18 protein-coding genes and 1 riboswitch are annotated in these 19,245 nt (G+C 37.4%); of the genes, 9 read left to right on the forward strand and 9 right to left on the reverse strand.

Going from position 1 to position 19,245, the window contains the following annotated elements:
• Window positions 1-29 precede the first annotated feature (29 nt).
• Together ACE1MS_RS01665 and ACE1MS_RS01670 are read left to right on the forward strand one after the other, a co-directional pair.
• Window positions 30-1,142, forward strand: coding sequence for a mandelate racemase/muconate lactonizing enzyme family protein (locus tag ACE1MS_RS01665; RefSeq protein WP_012292593.1), 1,113 nt, complete (start codon window positions 30-32; stop codon window positions 1,140-1,142).
• Window positions 1,143-1,153: 11 nt separating this feature from the next.
• Window positions 1,154-1,834, forward strand: a complete 681-nt coding sequence (locus ACE1MS_RS01670; protein WP_012292594.1) for a hypothetical protein — start codon at window positions 1,154-1,156, stop codon at window positions 1,832-1,834.
• A gap of 59 nt (window positions 1,835-1,893) precedes the next feature.
• Here ACE1MS_RS01670 and ACE1MS_RS01675 read toward each other — a convergent pair whose 3' ends face one another.
• Window positions 1,894-2,604 carry a Fe-S oxidoreductase gene (locus ACE1MS_RS01675; RefSeq protein ID WP_031418362.1) on the reverse strand — a complete coding sequence of 237 codons (711 nt, stop codon included), beginning with the start codon at window positions 2,602-2,604 and terminating at the stop codon, window positions 1,894-1,896.
• 118 nt (window positions 2,605-2,722) lie between these two features.
• Here ACE1MS_RS01675 and ACE1MS_RS01680 point away from each other — a divergent pair, with 118 nt between their 5' ends.
• The gene (locus tag ACE1MS_RS01680) at window positions 2,723-3,154 is read left to right on the forward strand and encodes a DUF4395 domain-containing protein (RefSeq protein ID WP_036160667.1); all 432 of its coding nucleotides are present in this window, start codon (window positions 2,723-2,725) and stop codon (window positions 3,152-3,154) included.
• 252 nt (window positions 3,155-3,406) lie between these two features.
• Here the strand turns inward: ACE1MS_RS01680 and ACE1MS_RS01685 are convergent, their stop codons facing one another.
• The 3 genes from ACE1MS_RS01685 to ACE1MS_RS01695 form a co-directional block, all read right to left on the reverse strand.
• The gene (locus tag ACE1MS_RS01685) at window positions 3,407-4,369 is read right to left on the reverse strand and encodes a DMT family transporter (RefSeq protein WP_031418364.1); all 963 of its coding nucleotides are present in this window, start codon (window positions 4,367-4,369) and stop codon (window positions 3,407-3,409) included.
• A 148-nt stretch (window positions 4,370-4,517) separates the two neighbouring features.
• Complete coding sequence (gene pepT, locus ACE1MS_RS01690; RefSeq protein WP_012292598.1) at window positions 4,518-5,747, reverse strand: peptidase T; 1,230 nt, start codon at window positions 5,745-5,747, stop codon at window positions 4,518-4,520.
• Between the two features lie 29 nt (window positions 5,748-5,776).
• The gene (locus ACE1MS_RS01695) at window positions 5,777-6,427 is read right to left on the reverse strand and encodes a lysoplasmalogenase (RefSeq protein ID WP_036160673.1); all 651 of its coding nucleotides are present in this window, start codon (window positions 6,425-6,427) and stop codon (window positions 5,777-5,779) included.
• Between the two features lie 222 nt (window positions 6,428-6,649).
• Between ACE1MS_RS01695 and ACE1MS_RS01700 the strand changes: the two genes are divergently transcribed.
• Window positions 6,650-8,329, forward strand: coding sequence for a hypothetical protein (locus ACE1MS_RS01700; RefSeq protein ID WP_200990819.1), 1,680 nt, complete (start codon window positions 6,650-6,652; stop codon window positions 8,327-8,329).
• A 43-nt stretch (window positions 8,330-8,372) separates the two neighbouring features.
• Here the strand turns inward: ACE1MS_RS01700 and ACE1MS_RS01705 are convergent, their stop codons facing one another.
• Together ACE1MS_RS01705 and chrR are read right to left on the reverse strand one after the other, a co-directional pair.
• On the reverse strand, window positions 8,373-8,798 hold the full coding sequence (locus ACE1MS_RS01705) for a hypothetical protein (protein WP_447402656.1): 426 nt from the start codon (window positions 8,796-8,798) through the stop codon (window positions 8,373-8,375).
• Window positions 8,799-9,008: 210 nt separating this feature from the next.
• A complete protein-coding gene (gene chrR / locus ACE1MS_RS01710; RefSeq protein ID WP_207889597.1) occupies window positions 9,009-9,740 on the reverse strand; it encodes a class II chromate reductase ChrR in 732 nt (243 codons plus the stop codon).
• 364 nt (window positions 9,741-10,104) lie between these two features.
• Between chrR and ACE1MS_RS01715 the strand changes: the two genes are divergently transcribed.
• Window positions 10,105-11,625 carry a succinate CoA transferase gene (locus tag ACE1MS_RS01715; RefSeq protein WP_207889598.1) on the forward strand — a complete coding sequence of 507 codons (1,521 nt, stop codon included), beginning with the start codon at window positions 10,105-10,107 and terminating at the stop codon, window positions 11,623-11,625.
• Between the two features lie 82 nt (window positions 11,626-11,707).
• On the opposite strand, the gene ACE1MS_RS01720 is transcribed toward ACE1MS_RS01715, so the two are convergent.
• A complete protein-coding gene (locus ACE1MS_RS01720) occupies window positions 11,708-13,189 on the reverse strand; it encodes a DASS family sodium-coupled anion symporter (RefSeq protein WP_012292604.1) in 1,482 nt (493 codons plus the stop codon).
• Window positions 13,190-13,389: 200 nt separating this feature from the next.
• Window positions 13,390-14,022, reverse strand: a complete 633-nt coding sequence (locus ACE1MS_RS01725) for a glycerol-3-phosphate acyltransferase (protein ID WP_012292605.1) — start codon at window positions 14,020-14,022, stop codon at window positions 13,390-13,392.
• A gap of 155 nt (window positions 14,023-14,177) precedes the next feature.
• A riboswitch (SAM riboswitch) is annotated at window positions 14,178-14,291 on the forward strand.
• Between the two features lie 117 nt (window positions 14,292-14,408).
• On the opposite strand from ACE1MS_RS01725, the gene ACE1MS_RS01730 reads away from it, so the two are divergent.
• The 3 genes from ACE1MS_RS01730 (at window position 14,409) to ACE1MS_RS01740 (ending at window position 17,888) form a co-directional block, all read left to right on the forward strand.
• Entirely contained in the window at window positions 14,409-15,713 is a 1,305-nt protein-coding gene (locus ACE1MS_RS01730; RefSeq protein WP_332292222.1) for an O-acetylhomoserine aminocarboxypropyltransferase/cysteine synthase family protein, read from the forward strand.
• A 329-nt stretch (window positions 15,714-16,042) separates the two neighbouring features.
• A complete protein-coding gene (locus ACE1MS_RS01735; protein ID WP_031418370.1) occupies window positions 16,043-16,429 on the forward strand; it encodes a hypothetical protein in 387 nt (128 codons plus the stop codon).
• 472 nt (window positions 16,430-16,901) lie between these two features.
• Window positions 16,902-17,888 carry a homoserine dehydrogenase gene (locus ACE1MS_RS01740; protein WP_012292609.1) on the forward strand — a complete coding sequence of 329 codons (987 nt, stop codon included), beginning with the start codon at window positions 16,902-16,904 and terminating at the stop codon, window positions 17,886-17,888.
• A gap of 65 nt (window positions 17,889-17,953) precedes the next feature.
• Here the strand turns inward: ACE1MS_RS01740 and ACE1MS_RS01745 are convergent, their stop codons facing one another.
• Window positions 17,954-18,184 (reverse strand): hypothetical protein, encoded by a 231-nt coding sequence (locus ACE1MS_RS01745; protein WP_012292610.1) that lies wholly within the window; start codon window positions 18,182-18,184, stop codon window positions 17,954-17,956.
• Window positions 18,185-18,331: 147 nt separating this feature from the next.
• Between ACE1MS_RS01745 and ACE1MS_RS01750 the strand changes: the two genes are divergently transcribed.
• The gene (locus ACE1MS_RS01750; protein ID WP_012292611.1) at window positions 18,332-19,210 is read left to right on the forward strand and encodes a DMT family transporter; all 879 of its coding nucleotides are present in this window, start codon (window positions 18,332-18,334) and stop codon (window positions 19,208-19,210) included.
• Window positions 19,211-19,245: the final 35 nt, after the last annotated feature.

Genomic DNA, 19,245 nt, shown 5'->3' on the forward strand with positions numbered 1-19,245 from the left:
ATATATAACAACGAAGGAGACTGATTATTATGAAAATCCAACAAGTAGAAATTTATGCTATACATTTACCGCTAATTGATCCGTTTATCATTAGTTATGCTACATATGATACAATGCCTTCTATTATTTTAAAAGTAACAACTGATACTGGTATTGTGGGGTATGGAGAAGCGGTTCCTGATGAACATGTTACAGGTGAAACTTGGGAAAGCACATATGCTGTGCTTCAACATCATCTTGCACCTGCTGTTATTGGTGAAGATCCGTTGGCCTTTGAAAAATTGCACGATAAAATGAATAAGGTTGTGAAAGATGTTCCGGCAGCAAAAGCAGCTATTGATATTGCTTGCTTTGATATAGCTGGAAAAGCATTGGGGGTTCCTGTGTATCAGCTTTTAGGTGGGCGTTATCATGAAAAATTCCCTATCACACATGTGTTAAGTATTGGAACGCCCGAGGCAATGGCTGAAGAGGCTGCTAAGCGTGTAGAAATGGGGTACCGTTCATTTAAAATGAAGGTAGGTACAGAGGTAACCCGTGATGTTGCTCGTATTAAAGCAGTAAGAAAGCAAGTGGGTGAAGATATCGCCATCCGAGTAGATGTCAACCAAGGGTGGGGAAATGCTGCAACTACTTTACAGGGCTTACGTGCGATGAAGGAATTAAATATTGATTGGTTAGAGCAACCTGTTGATAGTGAAGATATCGATGGAATGGTAGAGATTAAGTCGAAATCTGATGTGCCTCTAATGATCGATGAGGGAATTCGTGGAGTACGTGAGATGCGTGAAATCATCGCCAAGCGTGCTGCAGATAAAGTAAATATAAAATTAATGAAATGTGGCGGCATCTATCCAGCCATGAAACTAGCAGTTATGGCAGAAATGGCAGGTATAGAATGTCAAGTTGGTTCCATGGTTGAATCCTCAGTTGGCTCTGCAGCAGGTTTCCATGTAGCATTTTCTAAGAAAATTATGACAAGTGTTGAATTGACAGGACCATTGAAGTTCTCGAAAGACGTGGGTAATCTTCGTTATGATGTTCCTTTTATCTGTTTAAATGAACAACCGGGGCTGGGTATTGACGTAGATGAAGCTGTTATGAAGGAATTATGCAAGTTTTCAACTGTTGTCACAGCCTAAGGAGGCGAAATATGGAAAAAATATATGAAGGTATGCTAGGGGAGACTCCATTCTTTGTCACAGAGTTAACAACTCAACATTTACAACAAATCGAGGACTTGCAGGTGGAGGTTTATGAAGCTTTAGCTGACAAGAGCATCTTGCAGCCTTTGAGCACCGAGGAATTCGAATATATTTTAAATGGTCAAGGTATGATGATAGGTGCTTACACAGGAGAGAAATTGATTGCCTTCCGTGCCCTATTAAATCCTCCTATTGATGAGGAGCATCTTGGGTATGATTGTGGAATTCCTGAAAACGAATTTAATCGAGTTTTATATCAGGAGATTTCCAATGTGTCACCAAAATACCGTGGCTATGGTCTACAAAAAACATTAGCAACAGTAGTGATGAGTAACATCGATGTGGAAAAATACGATTACGTTTGTTCAACGGTTAAGCCATTTAATATTCCGAGCTTAAAGGATAAGTTCTCTCAAGACCTCGTTATTAAAGGATTAAAAATTAAATATGTAGATAAACTACGCTATATATTCTATAAGGATTTACGTCAAGAGCTCCCTTTATTGACAGAACAACAAGTAATTAACATGGGAGATACAACGGCTCAACAGCAGCTTTTAAAGCAGGGCTTTATTGGTACGTCTATGTATGAGGAAAATAATGATTGGTTTGTAGTATACGAAAAATAACATAAAAAGCCTTATCTTTCACATGTATTGGTGGAAGGTAAGGCTTTTTCGTCGTGCTATTATTTCTTCATTGGACAAAATCCGCATGCCATTAATCCCGGTATATCTTTCGAAAAACAACAAGATTTACGGACAGGAACATTTACTAAATTTGTTGGACTTAGACCACCTGTATATTGTGCCCACCAAGATTTATTGGAGAAGTGCGCCCATGTTTTAGGGTCCTCCAATATCTCTATATCCTCCATAGCTTGATCAGCTAAGCCGGGATTTGAAAGTAAAATATGATAATGCCATAGTAAATAGCCAAAGAAATTTTCCCATATAGTAAGAGGGGAGATTGAAGTCACTTTTCGAAGTTGTTGTACAATCACATGACCGTCGTATAGGATTTTCTCAATGACCGTCTGACGTTCATCCTCTTCAACATAGCGCCAATCATTTGGATTAACAAACATAGCGACTGTAAAGCTGTTGAATTCCTTGGCAGCATCGAAGCGTAATTCAATTGGCTTGCCATCCCACACCTCGTCATAAGCGGCGAGCATATAAAGCTGCATAGCAAAAAACATCCCATAGCGACGTGCGAAGTGAGAAATTGCGGCAGTCTCCGTAGCGGCGTCTGTGATACCCATCATGAGATTTAAAAAATCGGGATGGTAAAAGTCTTTATGTATATCAGCTAAAGTAAATAACGTTCGTTTTGGTTCTGTTGTATAAATACTATAGGAATTTAATTGTTGAACTTGATCCATCGTTAAAGCTGGCATGATGATCCCCTTTTCTTAAGAGCTTTCTTAATACAATTATAAAGTAATCATTTTTGCTTCACAAATGGAATGCCATATAGTAAAATACATTAAACATATAAGAAAGGTGGGTTTTAGAATGTCATTGCCTAATGCGATTCCAAGACCACTGGTACGACTTAATCAATGGACGATTCTATTAAGTGTGTTTGTCACATGGATAACAGGAGCCATATGGGTTTTAGTCATTCCATTGGTTGCAAATTTAATGGGAGTATTCTGTAACTATAATCCTATTATTCGTTTTGGGAGGTTGTTTCTTAAAAAAGCTCCATCTACCTATATACCAGAGGATGCGCAGCAACAAAAATTTAATGCCAGTATAGCTAGCTTTTGTTTATCTGGTGGCTTGTTAGGCTATCTATTAAATTGGCAGGTAGTAGGTCATATCTTTACGGCAATGGTAGCGGTAGCTTCTTCCGTTGCTATAGCTGGTTTCTGTATAGGCTGTTTTTTATATTTTCAACTGAAGCAATGGCAGTATCGCCGCTCGTTAAAAAAATCTTTTTAAAAAAATTATTAGATTATTGTTGACAATTTAATTGATAATGATTATCATTATCGTATAAAGATTATTCCTCCACTACAATACAGTGTAGAGAGGATGAACTTTAGCTACTTTTCTCCAGAAGTTTGCTAGTTCATGATTACGCTCCTAAAACCCCCCTCATTTTTTGGGAACGTGAAAATCTCAGACGACTCTTTCTATTATAGAATGGAGTCGTCTTTTTTTATCTTTTATTTTAATACAGCTACGGAGCTGTTAGGCAGAAGGCGTTTGTTGGACCGACCTTTTTTTTCCTAGAATCATTGTGTAATAACTGTGCAGTAGCATTCCGACAATAATGACGCCTAGACCTGCGAGAGCAATTGAGTTAGGGAATGGTATACCTAATAGTATTACTTCACCAATAATGACAAAAAGAATTTCTGTTGACTGTGTCGCTTCAACAGCAGCTAGTTTGCCCTGATGATCTCTCACACGATCTGTTGCAATGAAAAATAAAATAGTTGCAATGACGCCTGAACTAATACCAACAAGTAATGATTGGAATAACTGGCTTGTGGAGGGAAGGCCGACTGTGAACAGGGCATAAATAGCCATGATAATCCATGCTGGCATCGATGCGATTGTCATACCAAGAACGCGTTGGAAGGTATCAATACGCCCTCCACAGACGTGCATCATTTTACGATTGCCGAGTGGATAAGCAAATGCAGCGACGATGACAGGTAAAATTCCAAGCATTAAACTTTTAAACGAAACTGATTGTGCTTGAGGTATTTGGATTAGTAAAATACCTACTAATATGACGCAAGAGATTAGAAGTGAAATGAAGGGTATTTTTTGACGTACTTTTCTCTCTGCAATAACGGTCATAAAGAGTGGAGCTAATAATACACCAGCAACAATGGTAAATTGCCAAGTGCCAGAAACCAGCCAGCCTGGACCAAATGCTGCTGCATAAGTTAACGGTGCATAGAATAAAACAAATCCTACAAAGCTCCAAAGAAGCCAAGCTGTAGGTTGTGCTTTTATTTCGCTAGATAATTGTGAAAAGCCTTTGCGATAAAACACAATGATAAGTAAAAAGGGTAGCATAAAAAAATACCGTAATGATGCACTCCATAGCCAGCTACCTCCTTGCATTTCCATGGCATGATTTAAAATAAATGTTACAGCAAAGAAAAGGGAAGCTACTATGCCTATAGCAATTTCTTTCATAATGATCACCTCGATTTGACTCATAATTCAAATTATTTATGTAATTAGAATATTCAGTAATTAATAGTGAGAAAATGACGAAGAAAGGATAGTACCTTCCTCCGTTATCTTTCAATTCTGTTTAAAAACTTCTTGGGCACAAGGTAAACTATTTTGCCCGTTGTTCAAATAGCTGAACGATTTCAATGATGACTTGTGTTGCCTTTTCCATTGTTTCAGCGGATACATATTCAAATTTACCATGCATATTTTCGCCACCGGCAAAAATATTTGGTGTTGGTAAGCCCATATAAGATAATTGTGATCCGTCAGTACCACCACGTATAGGTAAGGTAATTGGTGTAATATCTAATTTTTCCATTGCCTCACGAGCGATGTCCACGATTTCTTTTACAGGTTCTATTTTTTCACCCATATTATAGTATTGATCTTCAATAGTAATGCTTAAAGCATCCTCACCAAATTGAGCTTGAATTTTGGCTGCAGCAGCTTGCATTAACTGTTTCTTCTCTTCGAACTTTTGACGATCATGGTCACGAACGATATATGATAGCTCTGCATGCTCGATAGCCCCTTTAAAGCCCATTAAATGAATGAAACCTTCATAACCTTCAGTCTTTTCAGGAACCGCCTCTGTAGGCATTTCATTTTGGAAGGCAATAGCCATTGTAATCGCGTTGACCATTTTATTTTTTGCAGATCCAGGATGGACGCTTGTTCCTTTTGTTATCACTTTTACCCCAGCAGCATTGAAGCTTTCGTATTGTAGTTCACCTAATGGTCCGCCATCCATTGTATAGGCATAGTCTGCTCCAAATGCAGCCACATCAAATTTATGTGGGCCACGGCCGATTTCCTCATCAGGTGTAAACGCCACACGTAATTTACCATGCTTAATACTTGGGTTTTGGATAAGGTACTCCATAGCTGTTATAATTTCTGCAATACCAGCCTTATCATCTGCTCCTAACAATGTCGTACCATCTGTCGTAATAAGTGTTTGACCAATGTAATTTTGAAGCTCAGGGAAATCAGCTGGTGACATTACTAAGTTTTCGTTTAGCTGAATATCTCCACCATCATAATTATCTAAGCGCTGCGGATTTACATTTGTTCCTGTAAAATCCGTAGTTGTGTCCACGTGTGCTAAAAAACCGATAGTTGGAACGTCTTTATCTGTATTTGCTTCTAGCGTCGCAAATAAATAGCCATTTTCATCTAATGTAATGTCTGTTAAGCCTATAGTAGCAAGTTCATCTTTCAAAACATGTAACAGATCAAATTGTTTTGGTGTAGAAGGTGTAGTTTCACTTGTGAAGTCTGATTGTGTATCAATTTTTGCATAACGTATTAACCGCTCAATTACTTGTTCTTTCATAAGTATGGCCCCCTAATGTGTATGTGTAATTATTGTAACACTTTACTTCGGATTTCGGAATATTGAAGAATACTTAAAGCTATTAGTAATTGGGCACTATAGTAAGTCAGCATAATTACTTCATGAGAAAGAGGTAGTGGCATTACAAATTTATTAATAGATAAATAGGAATCTGAGGCAATAAATAACAAAGCACCTATTGTTGCGAATTTAGAGCCAGTTTTAATTGCTGTCCATCCCATCGTTAAAATGACTGCGATATAGGCGATTACTGCGATAGCTAGAATCGTTTCACCAGTTTTGAAAACTGATCCTGCAATCCAAATGGCCATCCCTGCTCCGTAAAGTAATAAGATTATTTTGGCCCATCTGGGTATCGGTTGCTCGTTTGCAGATGAGAAGGCAAAAATATAAAAGATATGACCGATTAGAAAACTAGTTAGGCCAACTAAAAACCATTGCAGTGTATAGTCACCAACCATACAAAATACTAGACCTATGATAATCAGCAGTTGATATTTTTTTATATGTGCTCGTTTTTGAATAGCCGCTAAAATAATCATCAACAACATAGGGATGACTTTAAAGATTAGTTGTAAACTTTCTGGAATATGGGAAAAAAGAAAAATATAATACAACCCAAATAAAATAATGAATGCCATGAATAATTTCTTAACCAATATATTCAGCTCCTTTTCTATTGAAATTCTTTCTTTCTGATAGAATTCCTTTATTTAACTATGCAGCAAATGTTTTGTGAGGCGAAGGGACTCCTTCTGCGAGGTTGAAATAATCTGAACATAATGACGCCGACATGTATTTTAATATACCCTATGTATGAAACTTTTTTAGTATGTAACCGTAAATAAGAAGACAGAAAGCTTTAGGAGAGGATGAACCAAATGACTAAGCTACTACTAGCTTCTGCAGTCATTGCAATAATCGCGAGTGTGTTAGTAACACCGCTTATTACTAAGAAGCGAGAAGATGGAAAATCTAGAAAGGTGATTGGATACTTTTTTATTGGTGTCTTTGTGCTAGGGTTTTTAGCAACAGGACTCACTTTGTATGTAACAAAAATTGACGTCAATTGGCTTGTTTTCTGGCCAGTTATTATTTTATTAACGTTAATTGGTGCAATGCTAGCAAGTGGCATTGAACGAAAAATAAAAGGTGTTTTATTTTTAGCAAGCTTAGGTGTTGCAGTCTATGTTCTATCAGCACCATTATGGAACGCGAATGAGAAATTTAAGTCTTCAGAGATGAAGGAAGAAGTGGAGCTAAAGCCGTTTGATGAGACACAGACACCTGCAAGTGTTCCACCAAAATTTGCTCGTAATAAAATGAAAAAGGCATTCGGGCAAGTACCGAATACAAGCTATTATGAATTAGGTCGTTTACAAATTCAAAAAGTAAAAGGTGAATATGTTTATATCGCTCCAGTTGAATTTTCTGGATTCTTTAAATGGATGAATGGTGATACAACACCTGGTTACTTTATTATGAGTGCTACAGATTCAGCAGATAATCCTAAATTTGTAAAAGAGGAAATGAAATATGTTCCTTCAGCCTATTTAAATGCCAATTTAGAACGTCATATTCGTTTACAACATCCATTCCTTATATTCTACGGAGATGTACAACTTGAAGTAGATGATGAAGGGAAGCCTTATTACATTCGCTCATATGGTGAATTTATTTCGGGGCGTAATGGCTTTGATGTAAAAGGTATTGTCTTGGTCGACGCACTTACAGGGAAGTCGGAAGTGGTTAAGCTTGATGCTATACCTGATTTTATTGATGGTGCAGTTTCACCAGAGACTGTAAGCTTACAGAACAGTTATTTCGGTAATTATGTTCATGGTTTTTGGAACAGTATGTTTGGTAAAAAAGATGTAAAAATTCCTTCGGACGAAGGGACAGAATCGAATGTCAGTCCTATTTTTGATGAAAAAGGCGATATGTATTACTTCACAGATTTTACAAGTCCTAAAGAGGGCGTAGATTCTATGTTAGGTTATTCCTTAACGAATGCAAGAACAGGGGAAGCAACCTATTACACAGGTAATCTAGATTCAAGCTATATGGACTCACAGGGGAATTTGCAAATTATCGAAAAGAAATTTATTGAGAAAAAATGGGCTGGTGAAATGCCAGTACTCTACAATTTTTATGGAGAAGCTAGCTGGCTAACGGCGGTGCTTGATTCAAATGGATTTTTACAAAATTATTTCATCGTGTCAGCAGCCAATCCGGAAATTTCTGTTTACGCTACTACTCCAAGAGAAGCGCTGAAGCTATATAAAACTGCTTTAAGTCGTGGAGGAAATACGGTAGATGGTAGTTCAAATGCAGAAGAGAAACAGGCTAGCGGAAAAGTTGTCCGAGTTTACAAGGAACGACTTGGTGATTTTACGACGATTTCTTTCTTATTAAGCAATGGTGAAAATTACTTAGTAAGTGCCGAAACAGAACCTTTAGCTATTTATTTACAAGAAGGTGACGAGGTTATTATCAAATATGGTGAAACAGGGGAGCAATTCCTGCCAGTCCGTTCTTTAATTATTAAAGGCTTACAATAAAAAAGTAAAAGACGATCTTGTTCGTATTTCAAGGTCGTCTTTTTTATGTTTCTTCGTTTTGAATATAGCTAAGCATTTTTTCTCGATGGTTTATAAAGAGTGTTTTTGCATGATCGTTTAATGTGAAAGTATCTTGTATGTATCCTTTTAGCAATTTTTCCTCGTATGCAAAAGAATGGTTGCCCTCAGTTTCTAAAATATAGGATAGTAGAAGAGCGTGTAATACTAACACCTCTAAATTTTGCGTATTAGTAATAAATTTTAAATTGAGGATAGAGGTATGGGCAACAAATTGATTGACATAATCTATCGCATACTTATAAACGGTTATATCTGTTTCACGTTCAAGTCGTTTTCGTAGTTGGGTGCAAGCAGCATTAAGCTCTTCAATTTTTAAAAATAAACCTCTTACACTTCTCTTATGTTGTTGTTCTAAGGTACGAGCAAGATGTTTATTGATATAGGACATTGCTTGTATAACTCCTTTCGTAAATACATAATCATTTATTAATATGAATGGAATTGTTGGAAAATGGAAGAGTCTTTTCGTTTAATTTAATATTGTACTTAATAGATATATCGAGACATAATGACTAGAGTTAATACAAAGAGGTAACGAAATTATGAAAAAAATGGGGTTATTATCATCCGATAGTAACCCCATTTCAGTGGAAGTGATTTATTTCCAGTTAAATCCTTTAGTAGCTAAAAACTCTTTTATATGTGAACGACGTTGTTCGATTAAAAAATCAGCCATTTGCTTTGTCCAATTATCGATTTTTCTGTTAGATGATCGACTATTATAATACGCTTCCATTGTCTCATTATACGCTGGTAAAAGTTCATCATACTTTTCTGAATTGTATTCATTTTCATGTAGTACAGCAGACACAGGCAACCGTGGCTTTACCTCATTACGGCGAACAGGTATGCCGATTGTTAGACCGAACAACGGGAAAACGTGGTCTGGTAGATTAAATAATTCACTTATTTCTGAAGGGTTATTACGGACTCCTCCAATATAGCAAATACCATATCCCATTGATTCTGCAGCAATAACAAAATTTTGCGCAAACAATGATACATCAGCAACTCCAACAAGGACATTTTCTGCTGAATCAGCCACGATGTCTACTCCCTCTAATTTACCAGCCATTTGTAGGCGCTTGAAATCAACGCAAAAAACAAATGCTCCACCAGAAGTATCATACTGACGGGGATTTCCAGAGAGTAATCCCAATTTTTCTTTTTTATCTGCATCTGTTACCCATATAACACTATATGCTTGTACAAAATGTGACGTTGCAGCCATTTGGGCTGTTGCGATTAATTCTTCAATAATTTCTTTTGAGATTGGATTTCCATCATAGATTCTTACTGAAGAATGGTTTCGTAATAATTCTTTAACCATTTGTCTACTCTCCTTTGTCACTTATATATTAAGAGCATAGCACGCTTTCTAATCAAAATCGATGAAGAGGGGCATATAACTATATTTAAATAGTTTGAAATGTAGAATTTATCTCGGAAAGTTAAATATTTCTTTTAATATAGATTAAATATTCTAAATAGTATAAAATTATATAATCGGCTGTTTATTTGGTTGTGCTACCAAAAATTAGAATATCCTTATGCTGAAGAGGAGTGGGGGTAGCTCTTTTGATTAAGGATAAAGCCTCCTGCAGATTTGTTTGAAGCAGAGGTAATTTTGATGACAGAGATAATGGAACCAAATACTAGTTGAACAAAAATAAAGTGGGATGGAGGAATAAGGAATGGAAGAAAAGTTAGCGAAAAAGCTTCGCCATGAGCAATTACAGGGCAAGGTTGTAACAGCAGAAGAAGCAGCATCTTGGATTAAGAATGGTATGGTATTAGGGATGAGCGGTTTCACTCGTGCTGGGGATGTAAAAGTCGTACCTCTTGCGCTTGTAGAGAAAGCAAAAAAAGAGAGCTTCCAGGTAGATATATATACAGGCGCATCTCTTGGCCCTGAGGTAGACCAATACCTAGCGGAAGCTGGCGTTATTCGCAAACGAGGACCTTTCCAGGCAGATGCTGGTATTCGTAATAAAATTAATAGTGGTGATATCACATTTGTGGATGCGCATTTATCTCATAATGCGGAGTTAGTTCGTCAAGGCATTATAGGACCTATTGATTTTGCAATTATTGAAGCGGCTGCTATTACAGAAGATGGCTTATTAATTCCTACAACTTCAGTTGGTAACTCTCCGATTTTTGTGCAAGAGGCAGATCAAATCATCATAGAATTAAACGTAGCACAGCTTGATGCATTAGAGGGCGTACATGATATTTTCGTTCCTGCACAACAAGGGAAACGTGACCCAATTCCTTTACAAAATGTGTCTGATCGTCTTGGTACAATTGGTATTCCATTAGACTTGAATAAAGTAAAAGGTATTGTAGTTTCTGACATTTTAGATGCCCCATCAACAATTGTTCCTGCTGACGAGGAAACAGATATTATGGCTAATCACCTGTTAAACTTCCTGCGTGAAGAGATTAAAGTGGGCCGTTTAACAACAAGCTTGCGTCCAATTCAATCTGGGGTTGGATCAGTGGCGAATGCGGTATTACTTGGATTTAAAGATTCTGAGTTTGAGAACTTAGAAGTATTCTCAGAAGTACTTCAGGATGCAGTATTTGAATTAATCGATGCAGGAAAAGTGAATTTTGCTTCTGCTACTTCCATTACCCTCTCTGAACAAGTAGGAAACCGTGTTTATGGGAACTTTGAAAAGTATGCGGATAAATTAGTATTGCGTCCGCAAGAAATTTCAAACCAGCCAGAAATCATTCGTCGACTCGGTTTGATTTCAGTGAACACAGCATTAGAAGTTGATATCTACGGAAATGTTAATTCTACGCATGTTTCTGGTACTAAAATGATGAATGGTATAGGGGGGTCTGGTGACTTTGCTCGCAATGCGCGTTTGGGAATTTTTGTCACTAAATCCTATGCAAAGGGTGGCAATATTTCGAGCATTGTCCCAATGGTATCGCATGTGGATCATACAGAGCATGATGTTGATGTTATCGTAACAGAGCAGGGAGTAGCTGATTTACGAGGGCTTGCTCCAAAGGAACGTGTGGGACTAATTATTGATCATTGTGCACACCCTGATTATCGTGAGCAGCTATGGCAATACTTTAATGACGCTAATGAGACAACTGGTGGACATCATACACCGCATGATCTTGAAAAAGCGCTGTCATGGCATGTCAATTACGCAAAAAGTGGAACAATGAAAGACCCAGCTTTATCAAAATAGAGTTCTAATACAAAAGGCCTTGAAGGACAGCTGCTCCCTCAAGGCCTTTTAGTTAATAAATCTATCTAAGACGATTAATGCTTTACAATAGGCCAATCCATTTCCAATAAGTTGCAGAGAACAGCAGAATTAGGAGGAAGCCGAGAATCGTTAATGGAATACCTGATTTCAGGAAATCCTTTGTTGTAAATGCTCCTGTACCGTAGGCAAGCATATTTTGTGGTGCGCTAATTGGCAATAGGAAACCAAAGCTAATAACAAATTGTTGGACGATAACAAAACCAACCTGATCTACATTAGCAGTTAATGTGGAAGCTAACACGATAAACACAGGTATAAGTGCAGAGGCTAGGCTTGTTGCACTGGCAAAACCTAAATGAATAAGAATATTAAATAATGTTACGATAGCAATGGTAGCAAGAATTGGCATTGTATCTAGACCGAGTGAACCAAAAACTTTATCTGATAACCATGATGCACCTTTTGTATTCAGTAAAATAGTTCCGAGCATAATACCAACTGCAAAGACAATGATTGTTCCCCAAGGAATATGAGGTTCAACTTCCTTCCACGAATAAACGCCGATTTTAGGCATTAGTAGAACAGCAATGGCGATAATTGTAACCGTTGTTGTATCAAATGGATGGAGCTTGCCTTCCGTAGCCCAGAAAAATAGTAAAATTAATGATGTAATGATCAATCGAATTTCAGGTGCTTTTAATGGTCCAAGCTCAGCAAGCTGTTTCTTGATGACTTCTTTACCACCATCAATATTGCTCGTCTCAGGCTTAATAAGCGTAATCATAATGAAAAATAAGGCTACTGACATAATAATCGAGAATGGGGCAGCATAAAGTAACCAAGCACCCCATGAAATATTTACATTAAATTGCTCTTGGATGAAATTTAAAGCAACCATATTTTGCGCTGCCGCAGTTTTAATACCGATATTCCAAATGGAAACGGCTTGTACAGAAGTAATAACAAGCAAAGCAGCAAGTCGACTATCACGCGGTAAACCAAATGCTGCGACCATTCCAAGAAGTATAGGGACTACTGCGCCAGCACGTGCAGTAGCTGAAGGAACAAAAAATGCAAGGGCAATGGAAACTAATATAGCACCGAAAACAATAGCTTTTGTTTTTGTTCCTACAAGTGAAAGAATCCAGAGAGCAAGTCGTTTATGCAAATTGGTAATTTGCATAGCTGCTGCTAGAAAAAGAGCAGCTGCTACTAGGGCGACAGCAGAATTACTAAAACCACTTAATGATAGTTTTAAGGCGCTAGCGGTACCTAGTTGTGCTGTGGGATCATCCATGGAGGGTGCAAGACCTAGTAAAACGGTGACGAGTGCAATAATCATTGCAGAGCTAACAGGATATGAAACGGCCTCAGTTACCCAAAGGATGACCGCGAAAGCTAAGATGGCTAAAGCGCGCTGCCCAGCTACAGGTAACTCACCGTTATTAGGTAAAAAAATAATAATAATTAATAAAGCAAAAGCCAACCCAATCCATAAAGGCTTTAGATTACGCTTCGTTGCTGCTTGTTTAGGTGAAGACATATTTTCTCATCCCTTCTACGTCTACGTAAAAATGACGGTTATTATCCTTAACATCGGTCAACAAAATGTTTTTTTAAGATAAGAATTCATCCATTTATTATATAGAATGAAAGGAAGAAAAATATGTCAGTTTACAGCTTTAATAGTAATTAAAGAGAAAATTTGTGGTCATAAAAAATACAAATCTCTCTCGGGAAATACTATTTCTTTTTCTTGAAGGCAGAAGTAACTTTAGGCTCTGTTCCATTGGTTAAACGTTTAATATTTTCAAAGTGCAAAATAATAGCAATACCAAAAAGTAGAATGGCAATAATGGTTGGGCCTAATCCAGGAATCCATAAATAAGTAGCGGTACAAAAAACGAGGTAAAACTCTAATACACCAACAATTAAATAGTTCGTTGCGAAAGATAAAATAACAAATAGAATAAGTGCAAATAAACCAATCTTCCAATCAACCGCAAGTAAAATTCCAATGATGGAGGCAGTTCCTTTTCCACCGTTGAAGCCCATATAAAAAGGGAAATTATGCCCCAAAATAACCCCTGCAGCTATCAAGTAGGTGAGGAGCCATATTTGTTCTGCTGTTAAATGTGTTGCATCTGCTAAATAAAAATGTGCACCGACGATGGCTACGACGCCTTTTCCAATATCGATAAGAGCTACTAAAACGCCATATTTCCAGCCGAGTGAAAGCGTAGCATTAGAGGCACCAGCATTGCCATGGCCAGCTTTTTTTAAATCAACCCCGGATAAAAATTGTGCCACTTTAGAGCCGTGAATACAGCCAATCAAGTAGCCAACAACTAGAAAAAAGATCACGGCTTTTACCATAAAAATACTCCTTTCAAATTTTTTTCTAAAATAGTGTATGCGTTCATATTACGTAAAAGAGCAGACAGAAGTTTCGGAAAAAATAAAATTTAGATGTTGACAGAAAAAAACTCTATGCTTATACTTTGTAACAACGATGGAAATTGAATCTCATACTCTTATCAAGAGCGGCGGAGGGATAGGCCCTATGATGCCCGGCAACCAGTAGGTGATGAACTTACTAAGGTGCTAATTCCTACAGATTCTTACTTGGATCTGGCAGATAAGGGGAGGAAAACTTGCAACCGCAACCCTCTTCTTAGCTGAAGAGGGTTTTTGTTTTCTACAGAAAAATCCTCCTCATCTCCGGTACCATCGTAAAAAAAATAACCAAATGGAGGTACACAATGACAAATTTTAAACCAGAAACACTGCTGTTACATGGTGGTCAAGAGCCAGACCCTGTGACAGGTTCTAGAACAGTTCCTGTCTACCGTTCAACTGCTTTCGTTTTTAAAGACACTGCTCATGCGCAACGTCTTTTTGCCTTAGAGGAAGCTGGAAACATTTACACACGAATTACGAATCCGACAGTGGATGTTTTTGAAAAGCGTGTGGCTTTACTAGAAGGTGGAACAGCAGCAGTAGCACTTTCATCTGGTGCAGCAGCTATTGCATTTTCTATTTTAAATTTAGCTAGAGCAGGTGATGAAATTGTAGCTGCTAGTTCTTTATATGGTGGTACGTATAATTTATTCGCTAATACATTACCAAACTATGGTATTAAAACGATTTTTGTAGATGAAACAAACCCAGAAAATTTTAAGGCTGCCATTACCGATAAAACAAAAGCTGTCTTCGCTGAAGTTTACGGTAATCCAAGCTTAAAGGTTTTAGATATTGAAGCAGTAGCTAAGATAGCACATGACCACAGCTTGCCATTAATTATTGATAGTACATTTGCTTCTCCTTATGGTTCCACACCTATTGATTATGGTGCAGATGTGGTAGTTCACTCAGCAACTAAATGGATAGGTGGTCATGGTACAACTTTAGGTGGTGTTGTTGTAGACGCTGGTAAGTTTGATTGGACTAGTGGTCGATTCCCAGGCTTTACAGAGCCGGACGCTTCTTACCATGGTTTACGCTATGGAATCGATACAGCCTCTGCAGCTTTTGCTACAAAGCTACGTGTACAGTTGTTACGTGATTTTGGCCCAACATTAAGTGCAGATGCAGCTTTCAATCTATTACAAGGTTTAGAGACGCTTCATTTGCGTATCCCTAAACATAATGAAAATGCTTTAGCTGTAGCTGAATATTTACGCAACCACCCATCTGTGGAGTATGTAAATTATAATGGCCTTGAAGATTTTCCAACACATGAGTTGGCGAAAAAATATTTAAAAAATGGCTTCGGTTCAGTGCTTACCTTTGGCATTAAAGGTGGACGTGAAGCAGGACGAAAGCTTATTGATCATGTAAAGCTGTTTTCACATGTGGCAAATGTAGGTGATGCTAAGTCGCTAATTATCCATCCAGCATCTACTACGCATCAACAATTATCAGCAGATGAACTAATTCAAGCTGGTGTAACCGAATCGCTCATTCGCCTATCGATCGGTTTAGAGGCAGTGGAGGACATCATTGCAGATTTAGAGCAGGCTATTACTCAGGCAACAGCAGTAGCTGAACAAACAATAGAAGCTTAATATAGAATAGAGCGGTGAATGTTGTAGCGTTTACGTATTTTCTCATTCGAATAGCCTCATTTGGTATATGTTAAACGTTGCTACATCCACCAATTATTGCACCCGTTCATTGTCAGAACCTTTCAAAAAATAATACCGAGTATTTTTATATGCATTATTGACTTTGTTAAAACCTTGTTATATACTTGGAAATAAGTTAAGTGTACGGAAAAACCTCTTGGAAAAGGTAACTGTTTTCATAAGTGCTCCCCCACTTTTGAATAGATAGGAGAGTAGTTACATAGCCAGTGGCTACTCTTCAAAAAACTAATGATAAAGGAGTGTTTAAAATGGGTAATGTCTATAGTGCGCAAAACATTGCATCTTATTTAATTTATGAACTAAATGAAGGCCATGTATTTGTCAACAACCAATCCATTCAACACATCCTTACATTAGTAGAACGTAAATGGCAACAAATTTTTGGTCATTCAGCGTATCAGGAACAGGTATGCACAGATGATAATGGCTTTATGGTTAAGGAAGTTTATGAGACATATGAGAAGTATGGTGTGAGCCACATCCAGCTTCCAGCAACAGAATTTTATTTGAAATATGGTACATTTCAATTAGTGGAACGTACGTATGCAATACCAAATTTTACAGAAGAAGAAATTTGTATTGTTCAACAAGCTTTAAAACAATATCGTTATCAATTGCTTTCAAAAGCGAGCTAAAAAATCCCTCATATATTTAAGCTCATTCTCTGCTGCTACAGGGAATGAGCTTTTTTTATAGCGGTTTGATTATTTAGCTGGTTTATGGGTGTCTGAACATACATATATAATAGAAGAAAGACATCATAATTTGAATGCAAAGAGTCAATATTTGTTCAAATCTTATCGAAAAACTTAAAAAACGTATAGTAAAGGGAATGAAAACGATTTCCTTTGCACGTCTAGGGAAAACAAATGTCCTTCCTAGAAAGATTTTTCTTGTGTAAAGTATATATATACGTTACAATTTTCTTTAAGTTAAATTTCGAATTATTTGAATTTGTATTTGTTCTAACATGTACTGAATAACAAAATTTACCCCAAAAATAAGGGGTGGCTAAGGCCTGCGGTTGGTGTCAATCAATTTGACACAACCCCATGGAGAGATTGGCTTGATGAAACTGCGGAATGTAAGTTGGAGGGAATAATAAGAATGGCAACTATAAAGGCAGCGATTTTAGGATTTGGAACGGTAGGTCAAGGGATCTATCATATATTAAAGGAAAAGCGAGAAGACCTTAAAAATAAATTAGGTATTGAGTTGGAAGTAGCGAAGATTTTAGTAACAGATGCTAGTCGCGAACGTGTCCCAGGCACAGCACATTTAATGACTACAAGCATGGATGATGTTTTGGCTGAACCAGGTATGCAAGTAATATTCGAAGCAATTGTGAACGAAGAGCCTGCGTATAGCTATTTAAAGCGAGCAGTAGAGCATAAATGCCATGTTATTACTGCCAACAAAGTCATGTTTGCAAAGCGTGGATTAGAGTTACAAGAGCTTGCAAAAGCAAATGGTGTTTTTGTAGGTTTTGAGGCTACAACTGCTGGAGGAGTACCTGTTATTAAAACTATGAAAAATATATTACTTGTTAATGACGTAAGTCGTATACAAGGTGTTTTAAATGGTACGTGTAATTATATTTTAACCAAAATGCGAGCTGAGGGCTGGTCATTTGAAACAGCTTTAAAAGAAGCACAAAGTTTAGGTTATGCAGAGGCAGATCCGTATAATGATATTTCTGGTCAAGATGCCTTTAAAAAGTTAATGATTTTAAGTGCCTTGGCATTTGGAGAACAACCTGATTGGGCGGATGTAGAAGTGATTGGCATAGATAGTATATCAGCTTCGCAAGTTCATGAAGCATGTGAAAAGGGTCTACGTTACCGTCATGTAGCTGAGGTAGAAAAACTAGCTAGTGGGAAAATTGTAGCAAAGGTTGGTCCACAACTGGTTGATAAAGAACATCCACTTTATCCAGTCGATGATGTGTTCAATGCAGTTGCACTAGAAACTAATTATATTGGCACTTTAACCCTAGTAGGTCCTGGTGCTGGAATGTACCCAACAGCAAGTGTGATGGTAGAAGATTATGCTGAAATCATCGGGAAAAGGGCAGGGTTTGTTGTAACGATTTAATAATTATTGTTTTATAAAGTTAACCCGCCATTCAACAATATTCTATTGTTTGAATGGTGGGCTTTTTAATCCTCGTCTTTTACGTCAATATCCTCTGGTATGGGAGTAGATCTCCATATTTCGATTTCCTCTTTAATACGCTCCAATTGATTAAAATACGTACTAAATTGCCCACTATTTATGAGAATCATATTTCCATCGAAAACGGAACGGATGCGTCCCTCATAGACTAGGCGTAATATCTGTTCCTTAGACATACCTAGTTCAATAGCTGTTTCTTCAATTGTTTTGTACATACAATCGCTCCTTTAACTGTATTTATTATAACGTCCATTTAACCGAATGCATACTTGGAGAATGAAAATAGTAAAAATGTTAATTGTTTGATTTTGGATAAATATGTATGATAAGTATGGAAGAAGGAATAAGGCGGAGGGGTCTACATGTTAAATCCATTGTTTGTATTGTTAGCAGCTATTTTATGGGGAATGACAGGAACTGCCCAAACATTTTTAGATAATAATGTATCTCCGATTGCAGTCGCCACTATTCGTTCTGCCATTGGTGGTGGGCTCCTCTTAGCTATTACAATTATTTTCCGTAAAATTAATTTCCTAAATTGGTCATGGAAATGGACGATTTTAGCTGCGGCAAGTATTGCTCTTTTCCAAGGTCTTTTCTTTTCATCTATTCGTCTAACAGGTGTAGCGGTTGGAACTGTTGCGACCATTGGAAGTGCACCAGTATTTTCAGGCATTATTGAATGGTTGATATGGAAAAATCGACCGTCTGGTATTTGGGGCCTAGCTACATTGATGGCAATCATCGGCTGTTTTTTATTATTTATTAATAATGGAGAAGAAACTGTACAAGCGAGTGGCTTTGGTTTAGCGCTTTGTGCAGGGTTATCTTTTGCGTTTTATACAAATATTAGCAAGAAATTAATGGCGCAGGAAGATGCGTTACCAGCAGTTGCTATGACATTTTCCCTTTGTACTTTATTTTTATTCCCTTTTTCACTCTCTAATGGGTTTACCTGGTTAGAAAATATGCAAAATCTATGGACGATATTATTTATGGGAATTATGTGTACAAGTGTAGCTTATTTATTGTTCTTGAACGGTTTGCAAAAAATAAATTCATCAACAGCTGTCACTCTATCGTTAGCTGAGCCATTGACAGCCGCAATTCTTGGCGTTTTTCTAGTTGGGGAACAATTCAGTGGATTGTCCTGGTTAGGTGTAGCAATGCTATTAGGCGGCATTGTTGTATTGACAATAGGTGGGAGGCAAAGCAGGCTTCATAATAAGCTGAAACCTTAAGAAATTCTTCATTTTTTTACTAGCTGGTTTTTAAG

It is taken from the genome of Lysinibacillus sp. fkY74-1, assembly GCF_053165895.1.

Bases quoted from the DNA above. Each gene is read 5' to 3' on its own strand.
- ACE1MS_RS01685 (WP_031418364.1), bottom strand. From the start codon at position 4,369: ATGAAAGAAATTGCTATAGGCATAGTAGCTTCCCTTTTCTTTGCTGTA.
- ACE1MS_RS01700 (WP_200990819.1), top strand. From the start codon at position 6,650: ATGACTAAGCTACTACTAGCTTCTGCAGTCATTGCAATAATCGCGAGT.
- ACE1MS_RS01740 (WP_012292609.1), top strand. From the start codon at position 16,902: ATGGCAACTATAAAGGCAGCGATTTTAGGATTTGGAACGGTAGGTCAA.
- ACE1MS_RS01670 (WP_012292594.1), top strand. From the start codon at position 1,154: ATGGAAAAAATATATGAAGGTATGCTAGGGGAGACTCCATTCTTTGTC.
- ACE1MS_RS01745 (WP_012292610.1), bottom strand. From the start codon at position 18,184: ATGTACAAAACAATTGAAGAAACAGCTATTGAACTAGGTATGTCTAAG.
- ACE1MS_RS01680 (WP_036160667.1), top strand. From the start codon at position 2,723: ATGTCATTGCCTAATGCGATTCCAAGACCACTGGTACGACTTAATCAA.
- ACE1MS_RS01725 (WP_012292605.1), bottom strand. From the start codon at position 14,022: ATGGTAAAAGCCGTGATCTTTTTTCTAGTTGTTGGCTACTTGATTGGC.
- ACE1MS_RS01675 (WP_031418362.1), bottom strand. From the start codon at position 2,604: ATGCCAGCTTTAACGATGGATCAAGTTCAACAATTAAATTCCTATAGT.
- ACE1MS_RS01705 (WP_447402656.1), bottom strand. From the start codon at position 8,798: ATGTCCTATATCAATAAACATCTTGCTCGTACCTTAGAACAACAACAT.
- ACE1MS_RS01750 (WP_012292611.1), top strand. From the start codon at position 18,332: ATGTTAAATCCATTGTTTGTATTGTTAGCAGCTATTTTATGGGGAATG.
- ACE1MS_RS01730 (WP_332292222.1), top strand. From the start codon at position 14,409: ATGACAAATTTTAAACCAGAAACACTGCTGTTACATGGTGGTCAAGAG.
- ACE1MS_RS01715 (WP_207889598.1), top strand. From the start codon at position 10,105: ATGGAAGAAAAGTTAGCGAAAAAGCTTCGCCATGAGCAATTACAGGGC.
- ACE1MS_RS01735 (WP_031418370.1), top strand. From the start codon at position 16,043: ATGGGTAATGTCTATAGTGCGCAAAACATTGCATCTTATTTAATTTAT.
- chrR (WP_207889597.1), bottom strand. From the start codon at position 9,740: ATGGTTAAAGAATTATTACGAAACCATTCTTCAGTAAGAATCTATGAT.
- ACE1MS_RS01665 (WP_012292593.1), top strand. From the start codon at position 30: ATGAAAATCCAACAAGTAGAAATTTATGCTATACATTTACCGCTAATT.
- pepT (WP_012292598.1), bottom strand. From the start codon at position 5,747: ATGAAAGAACAAGTAATTGAGCGGTTAATACGTTATGCAAAAATTGAT.
- ACE1MS_RS01720 (WP_012292604.1), bottom strand. From the start codon at position 13,189: ATGTCTTCACCTAAACAAGCAGCAACGAAGCGTAATCTAAAGCCTTTA.